Here is a 15,875-nt window from a genome sequence, read left to right as displayed (position 1 = left end):
GTTATCAGGCGCTCGCCGCCAGAGCGATCGCGCCGCCATTCATGGTATTCGCCGCCGAAACCGGCTTCTTCGTCAGGATCTTCAGGACCCGCGCCAGCGTTTCCGGGATATCGTGACGCTTGACGACCATATCCACCATACCATGTTCCAGCAGATATTCGGAGGTCTGGAAGCCTTCGGGCAGTTTTTCGCGCAAGGTCTGCTCGATGACGCGCTTGCCGGCAAAGCCGATTTCGGCGCCCGGCTCGGCCAGATGAATATCGCCGAGCATGGCGTAGGAAGCCGTTACGCCGCCTGTCGTCGGGTTGGTCAGGACGACGATATAGGGCTGACCGGATTCCTTCAGCAGGTCGACGGCAACCGTCGTGCGCGGCAGCTGCATCAGCGACAGGATGCCTTCCTGCATGCGCGCGCCGCCGGAAGCGGGGAACATCACCAGCGGGCACTTTTCCGAGGTCGCACGCTCGAAAGCCTTAACAATCGCTTCCCCGGCAGCCATGCCGAGCGAACCGCCGATAAAGTTGAATTCGTGCACGACCGCCACGAGTTTCAGCCCCTGCACCTTTCCGAGGCCGGCAAGGATCGTATCCTCCTGCTCCGTCTTCAGGCGGCTGTCACGCAGGCGATCGCTATATTTCTTCGAATCGCGGAATTTCAGCGGGTCCTGGGCGACCTTCGGCTGCGGCAGCGATTCATATTCGCCATTGTCGAACAGATCGGCGAGGCGAGCCTTGGCCGGCATCTTCATGTGATAGCCGGAGGCCGGAATGACCCATTTGTTGCCTTCCAGATCCTTGTGGAAGACCATTTCGCCGGTTTCCGGGCACTTGATCCAGAGGTTCTCCGGCACTTCGCGACGGCCCAGCATGGAATTGATCCGCGGGCGAACGTAGTTAGTGATCCAGTTCAACTCAATTCTCCTAACTGACTGGTGCCAATGTGGGCAAACTATTCGGCAGCAACAAGGCGCGCCGAACGTGTTCCCGTGGAAAGGCCGCGCACCAGCGTGGCAACAGCCTGAACCGTGTCCGCCGTCGCCTTGCCGTCAGCGGTCAAGCTCGTGGCGACCTGATTGACGATGGCGGTGCCGACAACGACGCCGTCGGCCGAACCGCCGATGACCTTGGCGTGTTCGGCCGTCTTGACGCCGAAGCCGACGCAGACGGGCAGTTGCGTGTGCTGCTTGATGCGTTCGACCGCGCCCGACACCAGCGACGGATCCGGTAGCGCCGAACCGGTGATGCCGTTCATCGAGACGTAATAGACGAAGCCGGAGGTGTTCTTCAAAACCTTCGGCAGGCGCTTCTCATCCGTCGTCGGCGTCGCCAAGCGGATGAAATTGATGCCTTTGCGGATCGCCGGGATGCAGAGTTCGTCGTCCATTTCAGGCGGCAGATCGACGACGATCAGGCCGTCGATGCCGGCAGCGATCGCGTCGTCGAGGAATGTCTCGACGCCGTAAATATAGATCGGGTTGTAGTAGCCCATCATCACGATCGGCGTGGCGTCGTTGGTCTTGCGGAAATCGGCCGCCAGCTGCAGCGTCTTCTTCAGCGTCTGGCCGCCTTTCAGCGCACGCTGACCGGCGAGCTGAATCGCCGGGCCGTCGGCCATCGGATCGGAAAAGGGCATGCCGAGCTCGATAATGTCGGAACCCGCTTCCGGCAGCGCCTTCATGATGCCGAGCGAGGTGTCGTAATCAGGATCGCCGCCCATGAAATAGGTCACAAGCGCCGGACGGCCCTCGGCCTTCAGCTCGGCAAAGCGTTTGTCCATGCGTGCGGTCATGTCTTACAGTCCCATTCCCAGAATCTTGCCGACGGTGAAGATATCCTTGTCGCCGCGGCCGGAGAGATTCATCAGGATGATCTCGTCCTTGCCCATCTTCGGTGCGCGCTTGATCACCTCGGCAATCGCGTGCGAAGGCTCGAGCGCCGGGATGATGCCTTCGAGGCGGGTCAGGATCTGGAAGGCCTCAAGCGCTTCGTGATCCATGATCGGCACATAGTCGACGCGGCCGGTATCGTTCAGCCAGGAATGCTCAGGGCCGATGCCGGGATAATCGAGACCGGCCGAAATCGAATGGCCTTCCTTGATCTGGCCGTCGCCATCCTGGAGCAGATAGGTGCGGTTGCCGTGCAGCACACCCGGAGAACCGGCGGTGATCGAGGCGCAATGTTCGTCGCCCTGCAGGCCCTTGCCGCCGGCTTCGACGCCGACGATCTTCACGGTGGGATCATCGAGGAAAGGATGGAAAATGCCGATCGCGTTCGAACCGCCGCCGACGGCAGCGACGACGAGATCCGGCAGGCGGCCTTCGGCTGCCAGCATCTGCTCTTTCGCTTCCGTGCCGATCACCGACTGGAAATCGCGGACCATCTCCGGATAGGGGTGCGGACCGGCCGCCGTTCCGATCAGGTAATAGGTATCCTCGACATTGGTGACCCAGTCGCGAAGCGCCTCGTTCATGGCATCCTTCAGCGTGCCGCTGCCCGCCGTCACCGGCTTGACCTCCGCGCCGAGCAGCTTCATGCGGAAAACGTTCGGCGCCTGACGCTCCACGTCGGTGGCGCCCATATAAACGACACAGGGAAGGCCGAAGCGCGCGGCAACGGTGGCCGAGGCGACACCGTGCTGGCCGGCGCCGGTTTCGGCGATGATGCGGGTCTTGCCCATGCGCTTGGCGAGCAGGATCTGGCCGATGCAATTGTTGATCTTGTGCGAACCGGTGTGGTTCAGTTCCTCGCGTTTGAAATAAATCTTCGCGCCGCCGAGTTCGGCCGTCAGCCGTTCGGCGAAATAGAGCGGGCTCGGGCGGCCGATATAATGGGCGCCGAGATGCTTCAATTCGGCCTGGAATGCCGGGTCGTTCTTCGCCTTATCCCACTCGTCCTGCAGATCGAGGATCAAAGGCATCAATGTTTCGGCAACGAAACGACCGCCATAGATGCCGAAACGGCCGTCTTCATCGGGCCCGGAACGGAAGGAATTCGGTTTAGGCGTTTCGTTCACTCTCAACTCCCTGAGGCCATGACAGGCGCATCCGCCTCTTCGACCGCATCGAAAAATTCATCGATCATTGCGACGCTCTTGACGCCAGGCTCGGTTTCGACACCCGAGGAGACGTCGATACCACGCGCCTTGGTCTTCACAAGCGCATCCGCGACATTGTCCTTGTTCAGCCCGCCGGAGAGCATGTAGTCGATGCTGCCGTCGAGCCAGCTCAAAAGGCTCCAGTCGAAGGAAATGCCGTTGCCGCCGGGCAGTTCCGAACCCTTCGGCGCTTTCGCGTCGAACAGGAAACGGTCGGCGATGCCGATATAGGCTTCAACGCGCTTCAGATCGTCGGCCGTGCGCACGGAAAAGACTTTCATGACCGGCAGGCCATAGAGCGCCTTGATCGTCAGCACATGTTCGGGGCTCTCGTTGCCGTGCAGCTGCAGAATATCCGGCTTCAACAGCGAGACGATCTCATCCAGCTCGTCATTGGTGGGATCGACGACGACGGCGACGATCTTCGCCTTGCCGCGTGCCGGTTCGGCCAGTTTACCCGCCAGGTCCGGCTCGATGTAGCGTGGGCTCTTTTCGAAAAAGATAAAACCGATATGGGTCGCGCCGCGTTTCAGCGCACGATCGATCGCTTCGGGCGTCTTCAAGCCACAGATCTTGATATCGGGTTTCATGGCAGCGAAGTGACACGAAATGCAGCAAGAGTCGAGCCAATTTGCGTGCTAGGCTGCATTTAGCGCCAACGTCGGTCAGTCGAAATCAATGGCGTGCAGCTGGCTTCCGTGCCGCTTCAGCCAGGATTTCGCTTCCTCCATGCCGGGGCAGAGCTTCTTGCAAAGCGCCCAGAAGCGAGGCCCGTGATTCATCTCCCTGAGATGGGCAACTTCGTGGGCGGCGAGATAATCGATCACCGAGGGCGGCGCCATGACGATGCGCCAGGAAAAGCTCAGATTTCCCTCTGATGAACACGAGCCCCAGCGGCTGCGCGTGTCCTTCATCGAGATCGAGCGGATCGGCGCCCGGATCGTTGCGGCATGCATCGTCGCCAGCTTTACCAGTTCGGCGCGCGCCTCCTTCTTCAGAAAGGCTGCGATGCGCCGTCCGACATGTTCCTCCATTCCGCTGACGCGCAGCACCGGTCTGCCGTCTATCGAAACCGCCTCCGTCAGCCCGCGCAAACTGCCGGTATGCTGGATGCGATGGGAAAGGCCGCGAAAGAGAATTTCGCCGCCGTCGCGCAGGCAGGCATCGGTCGAAAACTTGGCAAGTTTGGTGAGCAGCCAACCCTGGTGCCGATCGAGAAAGGCATCGACCTCGCGCGCCGCAAGACCTTTCGGCACCGTCATCTTCAAGGCCCGGCCGCCCGGCTCGATGCGCAAGGTGATGCGCGTTGCCCGGTCGTGCTGCTTGATCGTCAACGGCATCAGCCGGCCGGCCACGTCAAGCGTCCGCGTTTCGGGCGGGGCCGGTTTCCGGGCTTTCGGCCTTGTCTTCAGAAGCGAGAACATGGGTGTTTTCTATCCGATTCGCCGGCGGAGCGGACATAGAAAAACCGGCATCGGGAGATGCCGGTCATCAATTCAGTATTCAGGCCGTCATGGCGTCTGGTATTCGGCGACCGGGCCATTGTCGTCACGCTTGGCGTTCTTGCGGTCACGCATGAAGCGATCGAACTCTTCCTGGTCCTTGGCGCGGCGAAGTTCGCGCATATAGGCGTCGAATTCCTCGCGCATTTCATCGAGCTTGCGGCGCTCTTCCTCGATCCGGTCGATCTCGGCCTTGCGCCAGTCGTCGAAGGCGACGTTGCCGGTCGAGAAATGCGGGCGGTGACGGCCGTTCGAACGGCGGCAGGAGGCGAAGAAGCCATCGGTCGCCTGGTTGACGTCACGCTTGAAGCCGCGCAGACGGTCGCCGAAGATGATGTAGGCAAGCATGGCAAGACCCAGAGGCCAGAAAACCATGAAGCCGAGAATCATCAGGGCAATGGTAGCCGGAGTCCAATCCGGTCGAAGCAATGCTGACTGGTTCATCGTGCGGGTATCCTCGCTTTCCACGCCCGGCAGGATACCGAACGCTGAAATCGATGTGGTTACCGCAATAACGACCTTCAAGACGATTGCCCGTGAAATCGGACAAGGCCTTGAATCCGTTTTGCTAATTCAGCTATGCCTGATTTAGGCCGTGCGGCCGCCCTTGATGACACGCGGCACCGGTGGCTTGACGGCAGAACGGGAATGTTGCCGGACGAAATCGAGGATGCGCGGCGCGATCTCGCGCCGGAACCGCGAGCCGTTGAAGACACCATAATGGCCGACATCCGGCTGCAGATAATGCATGCGCATATCTGCAGGAATGTTCACGCAGATTGTCTGCGCCGCCTTTGTCTGGCCGACCCCCGAGATATCGTCATTCTCGCCTTCGACGGTCAGAAGCGCCACTTTGCGGATGGCTGCCGGATCGACGCGTTTGCCGCGATGCATCAGTTCGCCCTTCGGCAGCGAATGCTTGATGAAGACCTGCTCGACTGTCTGCAGGTAGAATTCGGCGGTCAAATCCATGACGGCGAGATATTCGTCGTAGAAATCGCGATGTTTTTCCGGTTCGCCGTCGTTCTTCACGAGATGCATGAAGAATTCCTTGTGGGCGACGAGATGCCGGTCGAGATTCATCGACATGAATCCCGAAAGCTGCAGGAATCCAGGATAGACCGGGCGCATGAAGCCCGGCTGCGGCCAGGGCACGTTCATGATGACATTGTCGGAGAACCACTGCAGCGACCGCTCCTGGGCAAGCTTGTTGACCGCCGTCGGGTTGATGCGCGTGTCGATCGGGCCGCCCATCAACGTCATCGACGCCGGCGACAGCGGATCATTGGCTTCCTCCATGACCGCAGCAGCGGCCAGCACCGGAACGGACGGCTGACAGACGGCGATCACATGCGTGTCGTGGCCGAGGAAATGCAGCATCTCGATAACGTAGTCGACATAATCGTCGAAATCGAATCTGCCTTCCGTCATCGGCACCATGCGGGCGTCGATCCAGTCGGTGATATAGACATCGGCACTCGGCAGCAGCGCCTCCACCGTGCCGCGCAACAGCGTCGCATAATGGCCGGACATCGGCGCGACGATCAGAATGCGCGGATCGTTGCCGCGGGCGGCGGGTGGAACATTGCGGGCGAAATGCAGCAGATTGCAGAAGGGCCGCGACCAGACGACCTCTTCGCGAACAAAAACCATCTGATCGCCGATCGTCGTCTGCTTCAGCCCGAATTCCGGCTTGCCGTAGCGGCGCGTCGTGCGTTCGAACATTTCGAGACTTGCGGCCATCGTCCGGCCGAGCGGCGTATGCGAAAACGGATTGAGCGGATTGGCATAGGCAAACCGCATGATATCGGCCGCGGCGCGAAACGGCGCCATAGCGGCATGGTTCAATTCATAAAGCTGATAAAACAAAGGCGCCACCTTTCTCTATCGAAAAGATGACGCCGATTGAAACGCATCGAATCTTTCCGTTACGCGGGCACGTTACTCAGACTAACAGTTTTTTGTTGCACAGCAACATGGACGAACCAGACCGCACAAGAAATGCCGGAGAAGTGACTCTCCGGCATCAGTATCGACTGGAAAACTTAAGTTTCTCAGCGGAAAGCGTCGTTAATGATCCGCTACGAAGGTCTGCTTCTGCGTGCCGAGACCCTCGATGCCAAGTTCGACCACATCGCCGGCCTTGAGATAATGTGGCGGTTTCATGCCCATGCCGACACCAGGAGGCGTTCCGGTGGAGATGACGTCGCCCGGATGCAGCGACATGAACTGGCTGAGATAGGCAACGATATGGGCGACACCATAGACCATGGTCTTGGACGAGCCGTTCTGCATCGTCTGGCCGTTGACCTTCAGCCACATGCCGAGGTTTTGCGGATCGGCGATCTCGTCCTTGGTGACCAGCCAGGGACCGATCGGTCCGAAGGTGTCGCAGGATTTGCCCTTGGTCCACTGACCGGCGCGTTCCGTCTGGAAGGCGCGCTCGGAAACATCATGCGACACGCAATAGCCGGCGACGTAATCGAGCGCGTCGGCTTCGCTGACATATTTCGCGGTCTTGCCGATGACGACGCCGAGTTCGACCTCCCAATCGGTCTTTTCCGAACCGCGCGGGATCCGGACGCTGTCATTCGGACCAACGATGGCCGAGGTCGCCTTCATGAAGATCACCGGCTCGGGCGGCACCGTGGCGCCGGTTTCGGCGGCATGGTCGGAGAAATTGAGGCCGATGCAGATGAATTTGCCGGTGCCGGCAACGCAGGCGCCGATACGACCGGGGGCAAGCTCCGGTAGGCTCTTCGGATCGATTGCCGCGATCTTTGCAAGGCCCGCCGGCGAGATCGCCTCACCGCCGATATCGGCAACGTGACCGGAAAGATCGCGGATCTTGCCATCGGCATCGAGAAGCGCGGGTTTTTCATTGCCCGCTTGGCCAACACGCATCAGCTTCATGGAATTCCTCCTCATGGAAAACGGATTTGCAGCCACCTATGAACGAATTATTCACCGGTGTCATTACGGCTTTGCCGCGAAGCGGTACGCCTTTCCTTGAAATTCGAATGGATTTCGGCCCAAACCGCATGAATTGCGGCCTTATGCTTTGAAAATTTCTGCAAGATCGGGACCGACGGGAACGATCCCTGCCGGGTTGAGACTTTCGATCGAGTAGTAGCCGCGCTTGATATGGTCGAGGTTGACCGTTTCCGCGATGCCCGGCCAATCCAGCATGCGGCGGCAGAAGGCGCGCAGCTTGGCATAGTCGGAAAGCCGGCGCAGATTGCATTTGAAGATACCGTGATAGGCGACGTCGAAGCGCACGAGGGTGACGAAGAGCCGGATATCGCTTTCGGTCGGATGCCCGGCGAAAAGAAAGGACCGATCCTCGAGCTGCGGCTCGACCCAGTCGAGGCAGGCAAAGACCTCGGCGAAGGCTTCTTCGTAAGCAGGCTGCGTGGTGGCGAAACCAGCGCGATAGACGCCGTTATTCAGGGCCGGATAGATGCGGTCGTTGAAAGCATCGATCGCGTTGCGTCTTTCGGCCGGATAGAGATCGATCGGGTTTTTCGCCAGGTCGCCGAAGCCGCTGTTCAGCATGCGCAGGATATCGGCGGATTCATTGTTGACGATGGTCTTTCTCTGCTTGTCCCAGAGAACCGGCACGGTGGCCCGCCCGGTGAAATCCGGCGCCGCCCTGGAATAGATTTCGTGCAGATAGGCCGTGCCGTTGACATGATCCTCCGTCGCGCCGGGATAATCGCCGAAGCGCCAGCCCTGTTTTGTCAACAGCGGCTCGACGACGGAAACGGAAATGGTGTCTTCCAGCCCCTTCAGCGTGCGGCCGATCAGAGTGCGCGACGCCCAGGGACAGATATAGGCGACATAGAGATGGTAACGGCCGGCGCTGGCTTTGAAGCCGCCCTCGCCGGTCGGCCCGGCGCTACCATCCGGCGTCACCCAGTTGCGGAAACTCGAGGTCTGCCTGACGAAGCCGCCCTTCTCGTCCTTTGCCTGGACGGGCTGCCAGTCCTCCGTCCATTTTCCCTTCACCAGCATGCACAACTCTCCGACCGATTGACTAGGCTTCCATTATCCTGCTTCGCCGGCGGTGTGAGGCCGCCTTTATGGAGACAGTCTGTACACCCCGACTGCGACGACGATACGCTTGCCAAGGCTGCGAAGCAGGAAATATGAGTGGCTGCAGTCCGAGATGAGATGGAGTTCGACATGCACCTCTCCCAAGCCGTCGTGCGCACCGAGCATGCAAGCCGCTACCTGCAGCAGCTCTGCAAACACTGGAGCCATAAATTCAGCGTCGATTTCGATCCGCATAAGGGCCGGGTGCCGTTCAGCGAGACGGCCGAGGTGACGTTTGCCGCCGACGATGCGGGCCTGACCATGATACTTTCCGTCGCCGATCCCGCACAGCAGGCAAGGATGCAGGGTGTCATCGACGATCATCTCAAGCGCTTCGCCTTCCGCGAGGAGCTCGACATCGTCTGGACGGACTGACCCAAGCCCCGATCCGAATTCCGCCTCCAGCTCCCGGAACCAGCATGACAAAAAGCAACAGCCGCGAATCCCAATATCCGATTGATCCGATGTTTCTCGACCGCTGGTCGCCCCGCGCCTTCACCGGCGAAATCATCGAGGAGGCACAACTGCTCAGCCTGCTCGATGCCGCCCATTGGGCGCCCTCCTCATCCAACCACCAACCCTGGCGCTTCATCTATGCGCTCAAGGGTTCTCAGCATTGGGAGACATTCGTCGCATTGCTCGTCGACGCCAATCAGGAATGGGCTAGGAATGCGTCGGCGCTGATCTTCGTCGTGTCGCGCAGCTTTACCGGCGCGGCCGGTTCCGCCGAGGAAAAGCCCAGCTACACCCATACCTTCGACGCCGGCACCGCCTGGGGATATTTGGCGCTCCAGGCCCGTCTCTCGGGGTTCTATGCCCATGGCATGGCCGGCATCAAACACGACGAGATCAGCAAGACGTTTGGCATTCCCGAGGGCTACCGGGTGGAGGCCGGTGTTGCCGTCGGCCGTCTGGCCGACAAGAGCGTCCTTTCCGAGCGCAATCAAGCGCGCGAATTCCCCAGCCAGCGCAAGCCGCTCTCCGAGGTGGCTTTCAACGGCCGTTTCGTCGCGAACTGAGCAATTCCAGCAAAAGTGGACGAAAAAGCCCCGCCGTTCACGGGGAGCGGCGGGGCTTTTATTGAAGAAATACCAATCAGATATCGAGGTTTGCGACGCTCAATGCGTTGTCCTGGATGAATTCGCGCCGCGGTTCGACTTCATCCCCCATCAGCCGGGCGAAGAGGCCGTCGGCATCGGTGGCGTCGTTGACCTTGACCTGCAGCAGCGAACGCACGTTCGGATCGAGCGTCGTTTCCCAGAGCTGCTCGGCGTTCATCTCACCAAGACCCTTGTATCGCTGCATGGTCAGGCCCTTGCGGCCGGTTGCAAAGATTGCGTCGAGCAAGGCGCGCGGGCCTGAGATCTCGAGGTCGCCTTCGCGGCGATGCAGCGACGGCGGCGTCTGATAGATTTCCTTGAGCCGTGACGTCAGCTGATCGATGTGCCGGGCATCCGAGGAGCCGATCAGCGCCATGTCGAGCACGACGATCTCCTTGACGCCGCGGACCATGCGTTCAAGGCGCAGGCCGCCATCGCTGCTCAGATCGCCCTGCCAGCCGCGTTCGGTTTCCTCGGCGATAATGTCGAGACGGCGTGCCACCTCGCTCGTCAATGCCTGCGCTCTTGCCCGGTCGCTGACGAGCTCGGCATTGAGGGCACCGGCGATCGCCGCCTGTTCGATGACCGCACGATTGTAACGCGAATGGAGATTGTCGAGCAAAGCGCGCATGCGCAGCGCGTCGAGGATGACCTCGCGCAGATCCTGGCCGGTGCGGACTTCGCCGCTGCCGAGCTTCAGCGCCGCATCTTCCAGACCCTGGCTGATGAGATATTCCTCGAGCGCCTTTTCGTCCTTCAGATACTGCACCGACTTGCCGCGCGCGACCTTATAGAGCGGCGGCTGGGCAATGTAGAGATGACCGCGTTCGATCAGCTCCGGCATCTGGCGGAAGAAGAAGGTCAGCAGCAGGGTGCGGATATGGGCGCCGTCGACATCGGCGTCCGTCATGATGATGATTTTATGGTAGCGCAGCTTCTCGGCATTGAACTCGTCCTTGCCGATGCCGGTGCCGAGCGCGGTGATCAGCGTGCCGATTTCCTGGCTCGACAGCATCTTGTCGAAACGGGCGCGTTCGACGTTCAGGATCTTGCCGCGCAACGGCAGGATCGCCTGGTTTTCGCGCGACCGGCCCTGCTTGGCCGAGCCGCCGGCCGAATCACCCTCGACGAGGAAGACTTCGGATTTTGCCGGGTCACGTTCGGAGCAGTCGGCAAGCTTGCCGGGCAGCGAGGCGATATCGAGAGCGCCCTTGCGGCGGGTCAATTCGCGCGCCTTGCGGGCAGCTTCGCGCGCCGCGGCGGCTTCGACGACCTTGCCGACGAGAATCTTTGCTTCACTCGGATGCTCTTCGAACCAGGTGTTCAGCGCCTCGTTGACGAGGCTTTCGACAACGGGACGCACTTCCGAGGAGACGAGCTTATCCTTGGTCTGCGAGGAGAATTTCGGATCGGGCACCTTGACCGACAGAACCGCGGTCAGGCCCTCGCGGCAATCTTCGCCCTGCAGCGTCACCTTTTCCTTTTTGGTGATGCCGGAATTATCGGCATAGGACACCACCTGGCGCGTCAATGCCGCGCGGAATCCGGCCATATGCGTGCCGCCGTCACGCTGGGGAATGTTGTTGGTGAAGCAGAGCACGTTCTCGTGATAGCTGTCGTTCCACCACATCGCGACTTCGACGGTGATGCCGTCCTTTTCGCCGCGGATGGCGACCGGTTTGTCGACCAGCGACTTCTTGGCCCGGTCGAGATAGGCGACGAAAGCCTCGAGGCCGCCGTCATAGCGCAGTTCTTCCTGCTTGATATCGGAATGGCGCTTGTCGGTCAGCAGGATGCGCACGCCCGAGTTCAGGAAGGCGAGTTCGCGCAAGCGATGCTCCAGTGTGCCGTAGTCGAACTCCGTCATGGTGAAGGTATCGCTGCTCGGCATGAAGCTCACTTCGGTGCCGGTCTCGTTCGGCGCTTCGCCCGTGACCTTCAGCGGCGCATCGGCGACGCCATGGGTGAAGCTCATTTCATGGATGTTGCCCTGGCGGCGGATCTTCAGTTTCAGCCAGACTGACAAGGCGTTGACGACGGAGACGCCGACGCCGTGCAGACCGCCGGAGACCTTGTAGGAATTCTGGTCGAATTTGCCGCCGGCATGGAGCTGCGTCATGATGACTTCGGCCGCCGATACGCCTTCGCCGCTATGAATGTCGGTCGGGATGCCGCGGCCGTTATCGGTGACCGTCACCGAGCCATCCGGATTGAGCGAGACGGTGACGATGTCGGCATGGCCGGCAAGCGCTTCGTCGATGGCGTTGTCGACGACTTCATAGACCATGTGGTGAAGGCCGGAGCCGTCGTCGGTATCGCCGATATACATGCCGGGGCGTTTGCGCACGGCATCAAGGCCCTTCAGAACCTTGATGGAATCTGCGCCATATTCGGTGCTTACGCCGTTTTCCGTCGCGGATGTATCGCTCATTCTGTCGAGATTTTCCCTGTTGTCGTAAAGCTGCGGCGGGCCTTGCGAATCACCGGCTTCCTTCACTCTCGTATATAGGTTTTTTGGGCACACTTCCCAATGGCAAGTCCCCCGAACAAGGCATAAAACAGGGGATTATGACGCTTTTCCGTCGCCTTTGCCGCCATTTTCGAGAAGAGCCGATAGCCGGCCGATCTCGGCACTGTCAAGGTTGCGAATCCGCCGCGCCAATCGGTTGGCAAATTCGGTATATTCCGGCGGCAGGCCAGAGGTGTCGATGACGACACGCGGATCGGAGGAGCGGGCGAGCAGAAACAGTTCCTCGGCCTCATCCCAGATGATGTTGAAATAGCCGGCGATGCGCTGCAGCAGATCGAATGTCGGTAAACCACGCTTGCCATGTTCCAGCGCCGAGAGATAGGCGGGCGAGACATTCAGCGCTTCCGCCATCTCCTTCTGCGAGACACCCTTGCGCGCTCTCAGCCTGCGAACCGCCTCTCCGAAGGGGGTCATGGCCTTTCCCCATGCCGCCGCGACAGGCGAATGTAGAGCGCACCCTCCCCGCCATGATGCTGTGCGGCCGACTCGTAGGAGGAAATCAGGTAGCGGAATTCCGGCTTCGAGAACCACAGCGGCACGGCCCGCTTCAGCGCGCCGTCGCTGCCCATCGAGCTGCCCTTGCCGGTGATGACCAAGACATGACGCATGCCGCGCTCGTGGGCGCGGATCAGGAAATCGAGCAGGATGGCATGAGCCTCGCTCTGCACCAGACCGTGCAGGTCGATCCGTGCTTCGAGCGCCAGCCGGCCCTTGGCGATCTTGCGCTTGACCGGCTTCTCCAGCGGATGATGCACGCCGGCCGACGGTTTCGACGCCGAAGGCGCAGCCGGCTGCAGCGGCAGAGGCGCGGCGGATGCCTGCTTTCCGGCCTTCTCCTGTTCGGCGGCGGCTTCGGCCTCGACGAGAAAGGCATCGAGTTCATTCAACTCACCCGCCTTACCAGGCATCGGCCGGGTGCTGCGCGCAACCTTGCCCCAGAGGATCCTCTCATCGGCGCTGAGTTTTCGATCCCTGGCCATCAGTCGAACCGTCCGGCGGCGGCCTTGGGAATAAGGATGGTGAAATCGGCATCGTTGCGGACGGTGCCGGCCGTTTCTCCCGCCAAATCCCCCGAGCCGGTGAAGATATCGCCGCGCGCCGGGCCGACGATCGCCGAGCCGGTATCGAGCGCCAGCATCAGCCGGCGGAAGGGCCGGCCGTGATCGAGATGGGTGAGGCTTTCGGCGCGGATGAAAAAGGGAAAGCCGAATGTATGGATCAGCCGGTCGACGGCAAGCGAGCGGCCGGCGAGAAGCGGCACCTTGGCGGCGGCGATCGGACCTGCCTCGGGATCGGCGGTTCGCAGGCCGATAGCCTGCGAGAGCGCTTCGCGAAAGAAAATATAGGAGCGGTTATGCCACAGCACCTCGTCGACGCGCTCGGGATTGCGCGCCAGCCAGGCTCGGATCGTCTGCATCGAGATGTCGGCGCGAGCAATCTCGCCCCGGTCGATCAGCAGCTTGCCGACCGCCGAGAAGGGATGGCCGGCCTTCGCCGCATAGGTGATGCGGCCGATACGGCCATCGCTGTAGCGCAAACGGGCCGCACCCTGCACATGCACGAAGAAGACGTCGACCTTCGACTTCGCCCAGGCGATTTCGAGACCGCGGCCTTCGAGAAACCCGCGATCGATGGCGCGGCGATCCGGATAGGCAGCGATACGGCCATTATGCAGGCGGCCGAAAGCATAGGAATTGTCGAGCTCGGCGGGGCGATTGGCGTCGTCGAGATCGATCAGATCGTCCGGGCGCCGGTAGAAAGGGAAACGGAATATCTCGTCCGGCCGCTCCGACACCTCGATCTCAGGTTCGTAAAAGGCGGTGACGAAGCCGGGATTGCCATCCTTGCGGCGGATCAGGAAGGGCCGGCAATGCATCTCGAAGAAGGCGCGCGCCGATGCCGGCGATGACGGCGTGAAATCCTCGGCGGCCAGCAGAAGCGGAAGCAGATCTTCCGAGCTCAGGCCGAGCGATCCGGTGCGGTAGGGTTTGACATCGCTGATCTGGCGGCGGCAGCGTCGCATGACCTCAAAAAGGCCGGAGGGATCATCATCCCTCCAGCCTTCCAGAGTGTCGAAGCTTATGGCCTGCAGGACGAAGTCCGGCGCGTGGTCACTCATGTTCCGATTCGGTCGCCACGAGTTTCCAGTTCGGATCGCGCGAGCGGGTGTCGCGGGCGAAGGTCCAGAGGTCGTTGACCTCGGCGACGTTTTCGGCGTCGCCTTCGATCAGCACATCCGCCTTGTCGTAGGTGGCCGATATCAGCTGGCTGATGATGCGAACGGTGATCTGCGCTTCGCTGCCCTTCGTCTCCGCATGGGTGAGTTCGGCCTTGTCGATGCCGACGAAGGTGGACTTCACCTTCTCGCCCCGGCTTTCGCGCTCGCCGATCGCCGCCTCGAAGCCGTCATAGACTTCGCGCGACAGCAGGTTCTTCAGCGTTTTCCGGTCGCCGTCGGCATAGGCCATGACGATCATCTCGTAAGCCATACGGGCGCCGTTCAGAAACTCCTTCGGGCTGAAGGCGGGATCGGCCTTGTTCAGCGCCCGCAGCGATTCGTTGAGCGGCGTTCCGGGTGCGGCGAAGGCATCGATGGCGGCGAAACGATCCTCATCCTCGCTCGTCGAATCGCGGCGTGGCAGCGTCACGACCTTGCCGGCATCGGCGGCTTCGGCCGGAGCCGCATCGCGCGGTGTATAGAGATCGCGCGGCGGCTTCTCATTTCCCGTGCGGCGGCCCAGCACGGAGCGGAGCTGAAAGAAAATCAGCACAGCCGCCACCAGGAAGAATAATGTGATGAAGTCGTTCGAACTCATATCGTATCGCAGCCGCCGTTAACATCTCTGATTTGTACTCCCATATAGTCTGCCTATACAGATGATTCAAATGATGGCTGGCATCTTCGCCGGCGCCAAGAGGAGACCGGCAAGCCCGGGACATGACGACCATGCGTTTTTCGATCCTGCCAGCTTTCATTCTGCTGCTGCCGCTCGCCGAAATTGCCGGTTTCGTCGTCGTCGGCCGGGCCATCGGATTGTGGCTGACGCTGGCGCTTGTCATGCTGGGCTTCGTTCTCGGGATGGTTCTGCTGCGCCGGCAGGGCATCGGTATTTTGCGCCGCATGTCGAGCGAAGGACGAAACGGGGTGATGCCGGGGCGCGAGTTGCTGCGGCCGGCGATGAACGTCATCGCCTCGCTGCTGCTGATCATTCCCGGCTTCCTCACCGATATCGTCGCGATCCTCATTCTCATTCCGCCGGTGCGCGAACTCGTCTGGCGGGCGATCGCCAAACGCTTCGTCACCGTCAATGCAGAGGGCGGTTTTTCCACCGGCCCAAAACCCGATTTCCGCGACCGCAAGCCGAATTCGAAGGTGGTCGATCTCGACGAGGAGGACTATCATAGGGAGCCGGACCGCAACTCGCCATGGTCGGGCAAACATCTTGGCGATTGAAGCACTTCGACCGATCAACGGCGCCAAGCGCCCAGGGTTGTAAGCCCTTCCCTGAAATGTTAGATGGCGGCACCATTCCCATGCCCCTCGAGGAAAAGCCA

At 60.9% G+C, this 15,875-nt stretch carries 17 protein-coding genes; 3 read left to right on the top strand and 14 right to left on the bottom strand.

Annotation, left to right across the window (positions count from 1 at the left end):
• Positions 1 to 4: 4 nt before the first annotated feature.
• From accD to AF337_RS15100, 9 genes are all read right to left on the bottom strand, one after another.
• Positions 5 to 910, bottom strand: a complete 906-nt coding sequence (gene accD / locus AF337_RS15140) for an acetyl-CoA carboxylase, carboxyltransferase subunit beta (protein WP_049732671.1) — start codon at positions 908 to 910, stop codon at positions 5 to 7.
• A 38-nt stretch (positions 911 to 948) separates the two neighbouring features.
• Positions 949 to 1,788 carry a tryptophan synthase subunit alpha gene (trpA, locus tag AF337_RS15135; RefSeq protein ID WP_049732670.1) on the bottom strand — a complete coding sequence of 280 codons (840 nt, stop codon included), beginning with the start codon at positions 1,786 to 1,788 and terminating at the stop codon, positions 949 to 951.
• 3 nt (positions 1,789 to 1,791) lie between these two features.
• Entirely contained in the window at positions 1,792 to 3,012 is a 1,221-nt protein-coding gene (gene trpB, locus AF337_RS15130) for a tryptophan synthase subunit beta (protein ID WP_049732669.1), read from the bottom strand.
• Between the two features lie 2 nt (positions 3,013 to 3,014).
• The gene (locus AF337_RS15125; RefSeq protein WP_049732668.1) at positions 3,015 to 3,683 is read right to left on the bottom strand and encodes a phosphoribosylanthranilate isomerase; all 669 of its coding nucleotides are present in this window, start codon (positions 3,681 to 3,683) and stop codon (positions 3,015 to 3,017) included.
• Positions 3,684 to 3,758: 75 nt separating this feature from the next.
• Positions 3,759 to 4,517: a M48 family metallopeptidase gene (locus AF337_RS15120; RefSeq protein WP_049732667.1), complete on the bottom strand. Its 759-nt coding sequence runs from the start codon at positions 4,515 to 4,517 to the stop codon at positions 3,759 to 3,761.
• Between the two features lie 87 nt (positions 4,518 to 4,604).
• Entirely contained in the window at positions 4,605 to 5,039 is a 435-nt protein-coding gene (locus tag AF337_RS15115) for a DUF2852 domain-containing protein (protein ID WP_003571403.1), read from the bottom strand.
• A gap of 144 nt (positions 5,040 to 5,183) precedes the next feature.
• Positions 5,184 to 6,464, bottom strand: coding sequence for a polyhydroxyalkanoate depolymerase (locus tag AF337_RS15110; protein WP_049732666.1), 1,281 nt, complete (start codon positions 6,462 to 6,464; stop codon positions 5,184 to 5,186).
• Between the two features lie 201 nt (positions 6,465 to 6,665).
• Positions 6,666 to 7,508 (bottom strand): fumarylacetoacetate hydrolase family protein, encoded by an 843-nt coding sequence (locus AF337_RS15105; RefSeq protein ID WP_049732665.1) that lies wholly within the window; start codon positions 7,506 to 7,508, stop codon positions 6,666 to 6,668.
• Between the two features lie 141 nt (positions 7,509 to 7,649).
• Positions 7,650 to 8,609 (bottom strand): glutathione S-transferase family protein, encoded by a 960-nt coding sequence (locus tag AF337_RS15100; RefSeq protein ID WP_082336813.1) that lies wholly within the window; start codon positions 8,607 to 8,609, stop codon positions 7,650 to 7,652.
• Between the two features lie 171 nt (positions 8,610 to 8,780).
• Between AF337_RS15100 and AF337_RS15095 the strand changes: the two genes are divergently transcribed.
• Positions 8,781 to 9,065, top strand: coding sequence for a DUF2218 domain-containing protein (locus AF337_RS15095; protein WP_049732706.1), 285 nt, complete (start codon positions 8,781 to 8,783; stop codon positions 9,063 to 9,065).
• Positions 9,066 to 9,109: 44 nt separating this feature from the next.
• The gene (locus tag AF337_RS15090; RefSeq protein WP_049732663.1) at positions 9,110 to 9,709 is read left to right on the top strand and encodes a nitroreductase family protein; all 600 of its coding nucleotides are present in this window, start codon (positions 9,110 to 9,112) and stop codon (positions 9,707 to 9,709) included.
• A gap of 76 nt (positions 9,710 to 9,785) precedes the next feature.
• Here AF337_RS15090 and gyrB read toward each other — a convergent pair whose 3' ends face one another.
• The 5 genes from gyrB to AF337_RS15065 all read right to left on the bottom strand — a co-directional run bounded on the left by gyrB (position 9,786) and on the right by AF337_RS15065 (position 15,136).
• Complete coding sequence (gene gyrB / locus AF337_RS15085) at positions 9,786 to 12,221, bottom strand: DNA topoisomerase (ATP-hydrolyzing) subunit B (RefSeq protein WP_049732705.1); 2,436 nt, start codon at positions 12,219 to 12,221, stop codon at positions 9,786 to 9,788.
• 135 nt (positions 12,222 to 12,356) lie between these two features.
• Positions 12,357 to 12,734, bottom strand: coding sequence for a helix-turn-helix domain-containing protein (locus AF337_RS15080; protein ID WP_003544097.1), 378 nt, complete (start codon positions 12,732 to 12,734; stop codon positions 12,357 to 12,359).
• Positions 12,731 to 13,300, bottom strand: coding sequence for a Smr/MutS family protein (locus AF337_RS15075; protein ID WP_049732662.1), 570 nt, complete (start codon positions 13,298 to 13,300; stop codon positions 12,731 to 12,733). The genes AF337_RS15080 and AF337_RS15075 overlap by 4 nt, the downstream gene beginning before the upstream one ends.
• Complete coding sequence (gene mltA, locus AF337_RS15070) at positions 13,300 to 14,439, bottom strand: murein transglycosylase A (protein ID WP_049732661.1); 1,140 nt, start codon at positions 14,437 to 14,439, stop codon at positions 13,300 to 13,302. The genes AF337_RS15075 and mltA overlap by 1 nt, the downstream gene beginning before the upstream one ends.
• A complete protein-coding gene (locus AF337_RS15065; RefSeq protein ID WP_049732660.1) occupies positions 14,432 to 15,136 on the bottom strand; it encodes a Tim44/TimA family putative adaptor protein in 705 nt (234 codons plus the stop codon). The genes mltA and AF337_RS15065 overlap by 8 nt, the downstream gene beginning before the upstream one ends.
• 131 nt (positions 15,137 to 15,267) lie before the next feature.
• On the opposite strand from AF337_RS15065, the gene AF337_RS15060 reads away from it, so the two are divergent.
• On the top strand, positions 15,268 to 15,774 hold the full coding sequence (locus AF337_RS15060) for an FxsA family protein (RefSeq protein WP_049732704.1): 507 nt from the start codon (positions 15,268 to 15,270) through the stop codon (positions 15,772 to 15,774).
• Positions 15,775 to 15,875 lie beyond the last annotated feature (101 nt).

It is taken from the genome of Rhizobium ecuadorense (assembly GCF_001187535.1).
GTDB lineage: Bacteria > Pseudomonadota > Alphaproteobacteria > Rhizobiales > Rhizobiaceae > Rhizobium > Rhizobium ecuadorense.
Note: the sequence above shows the minus strand (reverse complement) of the source record. Positions and strands in the feature narration are given on the sequence as shown.

What these genes read in the sequence shown, in the direction of transcription:
- AF337_RS15105 (WP_049732665.1), bottom strand. Translation starts at nt 7,508, where the DNA reads ATGAAGCTGATGCGTGTTGGCCAAGCGGGCAATGAAAAACCCGCGCTT.
- AF337_RS15075 (WP_049732662.1), bottom strand. Translation starts at nt 13,300, where the DNA reads ATGGCCAGGGATCGAAAACTCAGCGCCGATGAGAGGATCCTCTGGGGC.
- AF337_RS15115 (WP_003571403.1), bottom strand. Translation starts at nt 5,039, where the DNA reads ATGAACCAGTCAGCATTGCTTCGACCGGATTGGACTCCGGCTACCATT.
- AF337_RS15095 (WP_049732706.1), top strand. Translation starts at nt 8,781, where the DNA reads ATGCACCTCTCCCAAGCCGTCGTGCGCACCGAGCATGCAAGCCGCTAC.
- AF337_RS15120 (WP_049732667.1), bottom strand. Translation starts at nt 4,517, where the DNA reads ATGTTCTCGCTTCTGAAGACAAGGCCGAAAGCCCGGAAACCGGCCCCG.
- AF337_RS15065 (WP_049732660.1), bottom strand. Translation starts at nt 15,136, where the DNA reads ATGAGTTCGAACGACTTCATCACATTATTCTTCCTGGTGGCGGCTGTG.
- AF337_RS15100 (WP_082336813.1), bottom strand. Translation starts at nt 8,609, where the DNA reads ATGCTGGTGAAGGGAAAATGGACGGAGGACTGGCAGCCCGTCCAGGCA.
- gyrB (WP_049732705.1), bottom strand. Translation starts at nt 12,221, where the DNA reads ATGAGCGATACATCCGCGACGGAAAACGGCGTAAGCACCGAATATGGC.
- AF337_RS15125 (WP_049732668.1), bottom strand. Translation starts at nt 3,683, where the DNA reads ATGAAACCCGATATCAAGATCTGTGGCTTGAAGACGCCCGAAGCGATC.
- AF337_RS15060 (WP_049732704.1), top strand. Translation starts at nt 15,268, where the DNA reads ATGCGTTTTTCGATCCTGCCAGCTTTCATTCTGCTGCTGCCGCTCGCC.
- mltA (WP_049732661.1), bottom strand. Translation starts at nt 14,439, where the DNA reads ATGAGTGACCACGCGCCGGACTTCGTCCTGCAGGCCATAAGCTTCGAC.
- AF337_RS15080 (WP_003544097.1), bottom strand. Translation starts at nt 12,734, where the DNA reads ATGACCCCCTTCGGAGAGGCGGTTCGCAGGCTGAGAGCGCGCAAGGGT.
- trpA (WP_049732670.1), bottom strand. Translation starts at nt 1,788, where the DNA reads ATGACCGCACGCATGGACAAACGCTTTGCCGAGCTGAAGGCCGAGGGC.
- AF337_RS15090 (WP_049732663.1), top strand. Translation starts at nt 9,110, where the DNA reads ATGACAAAAAGCAACAGCCGCGAATCCCAATATCCGATTGATCCGATG.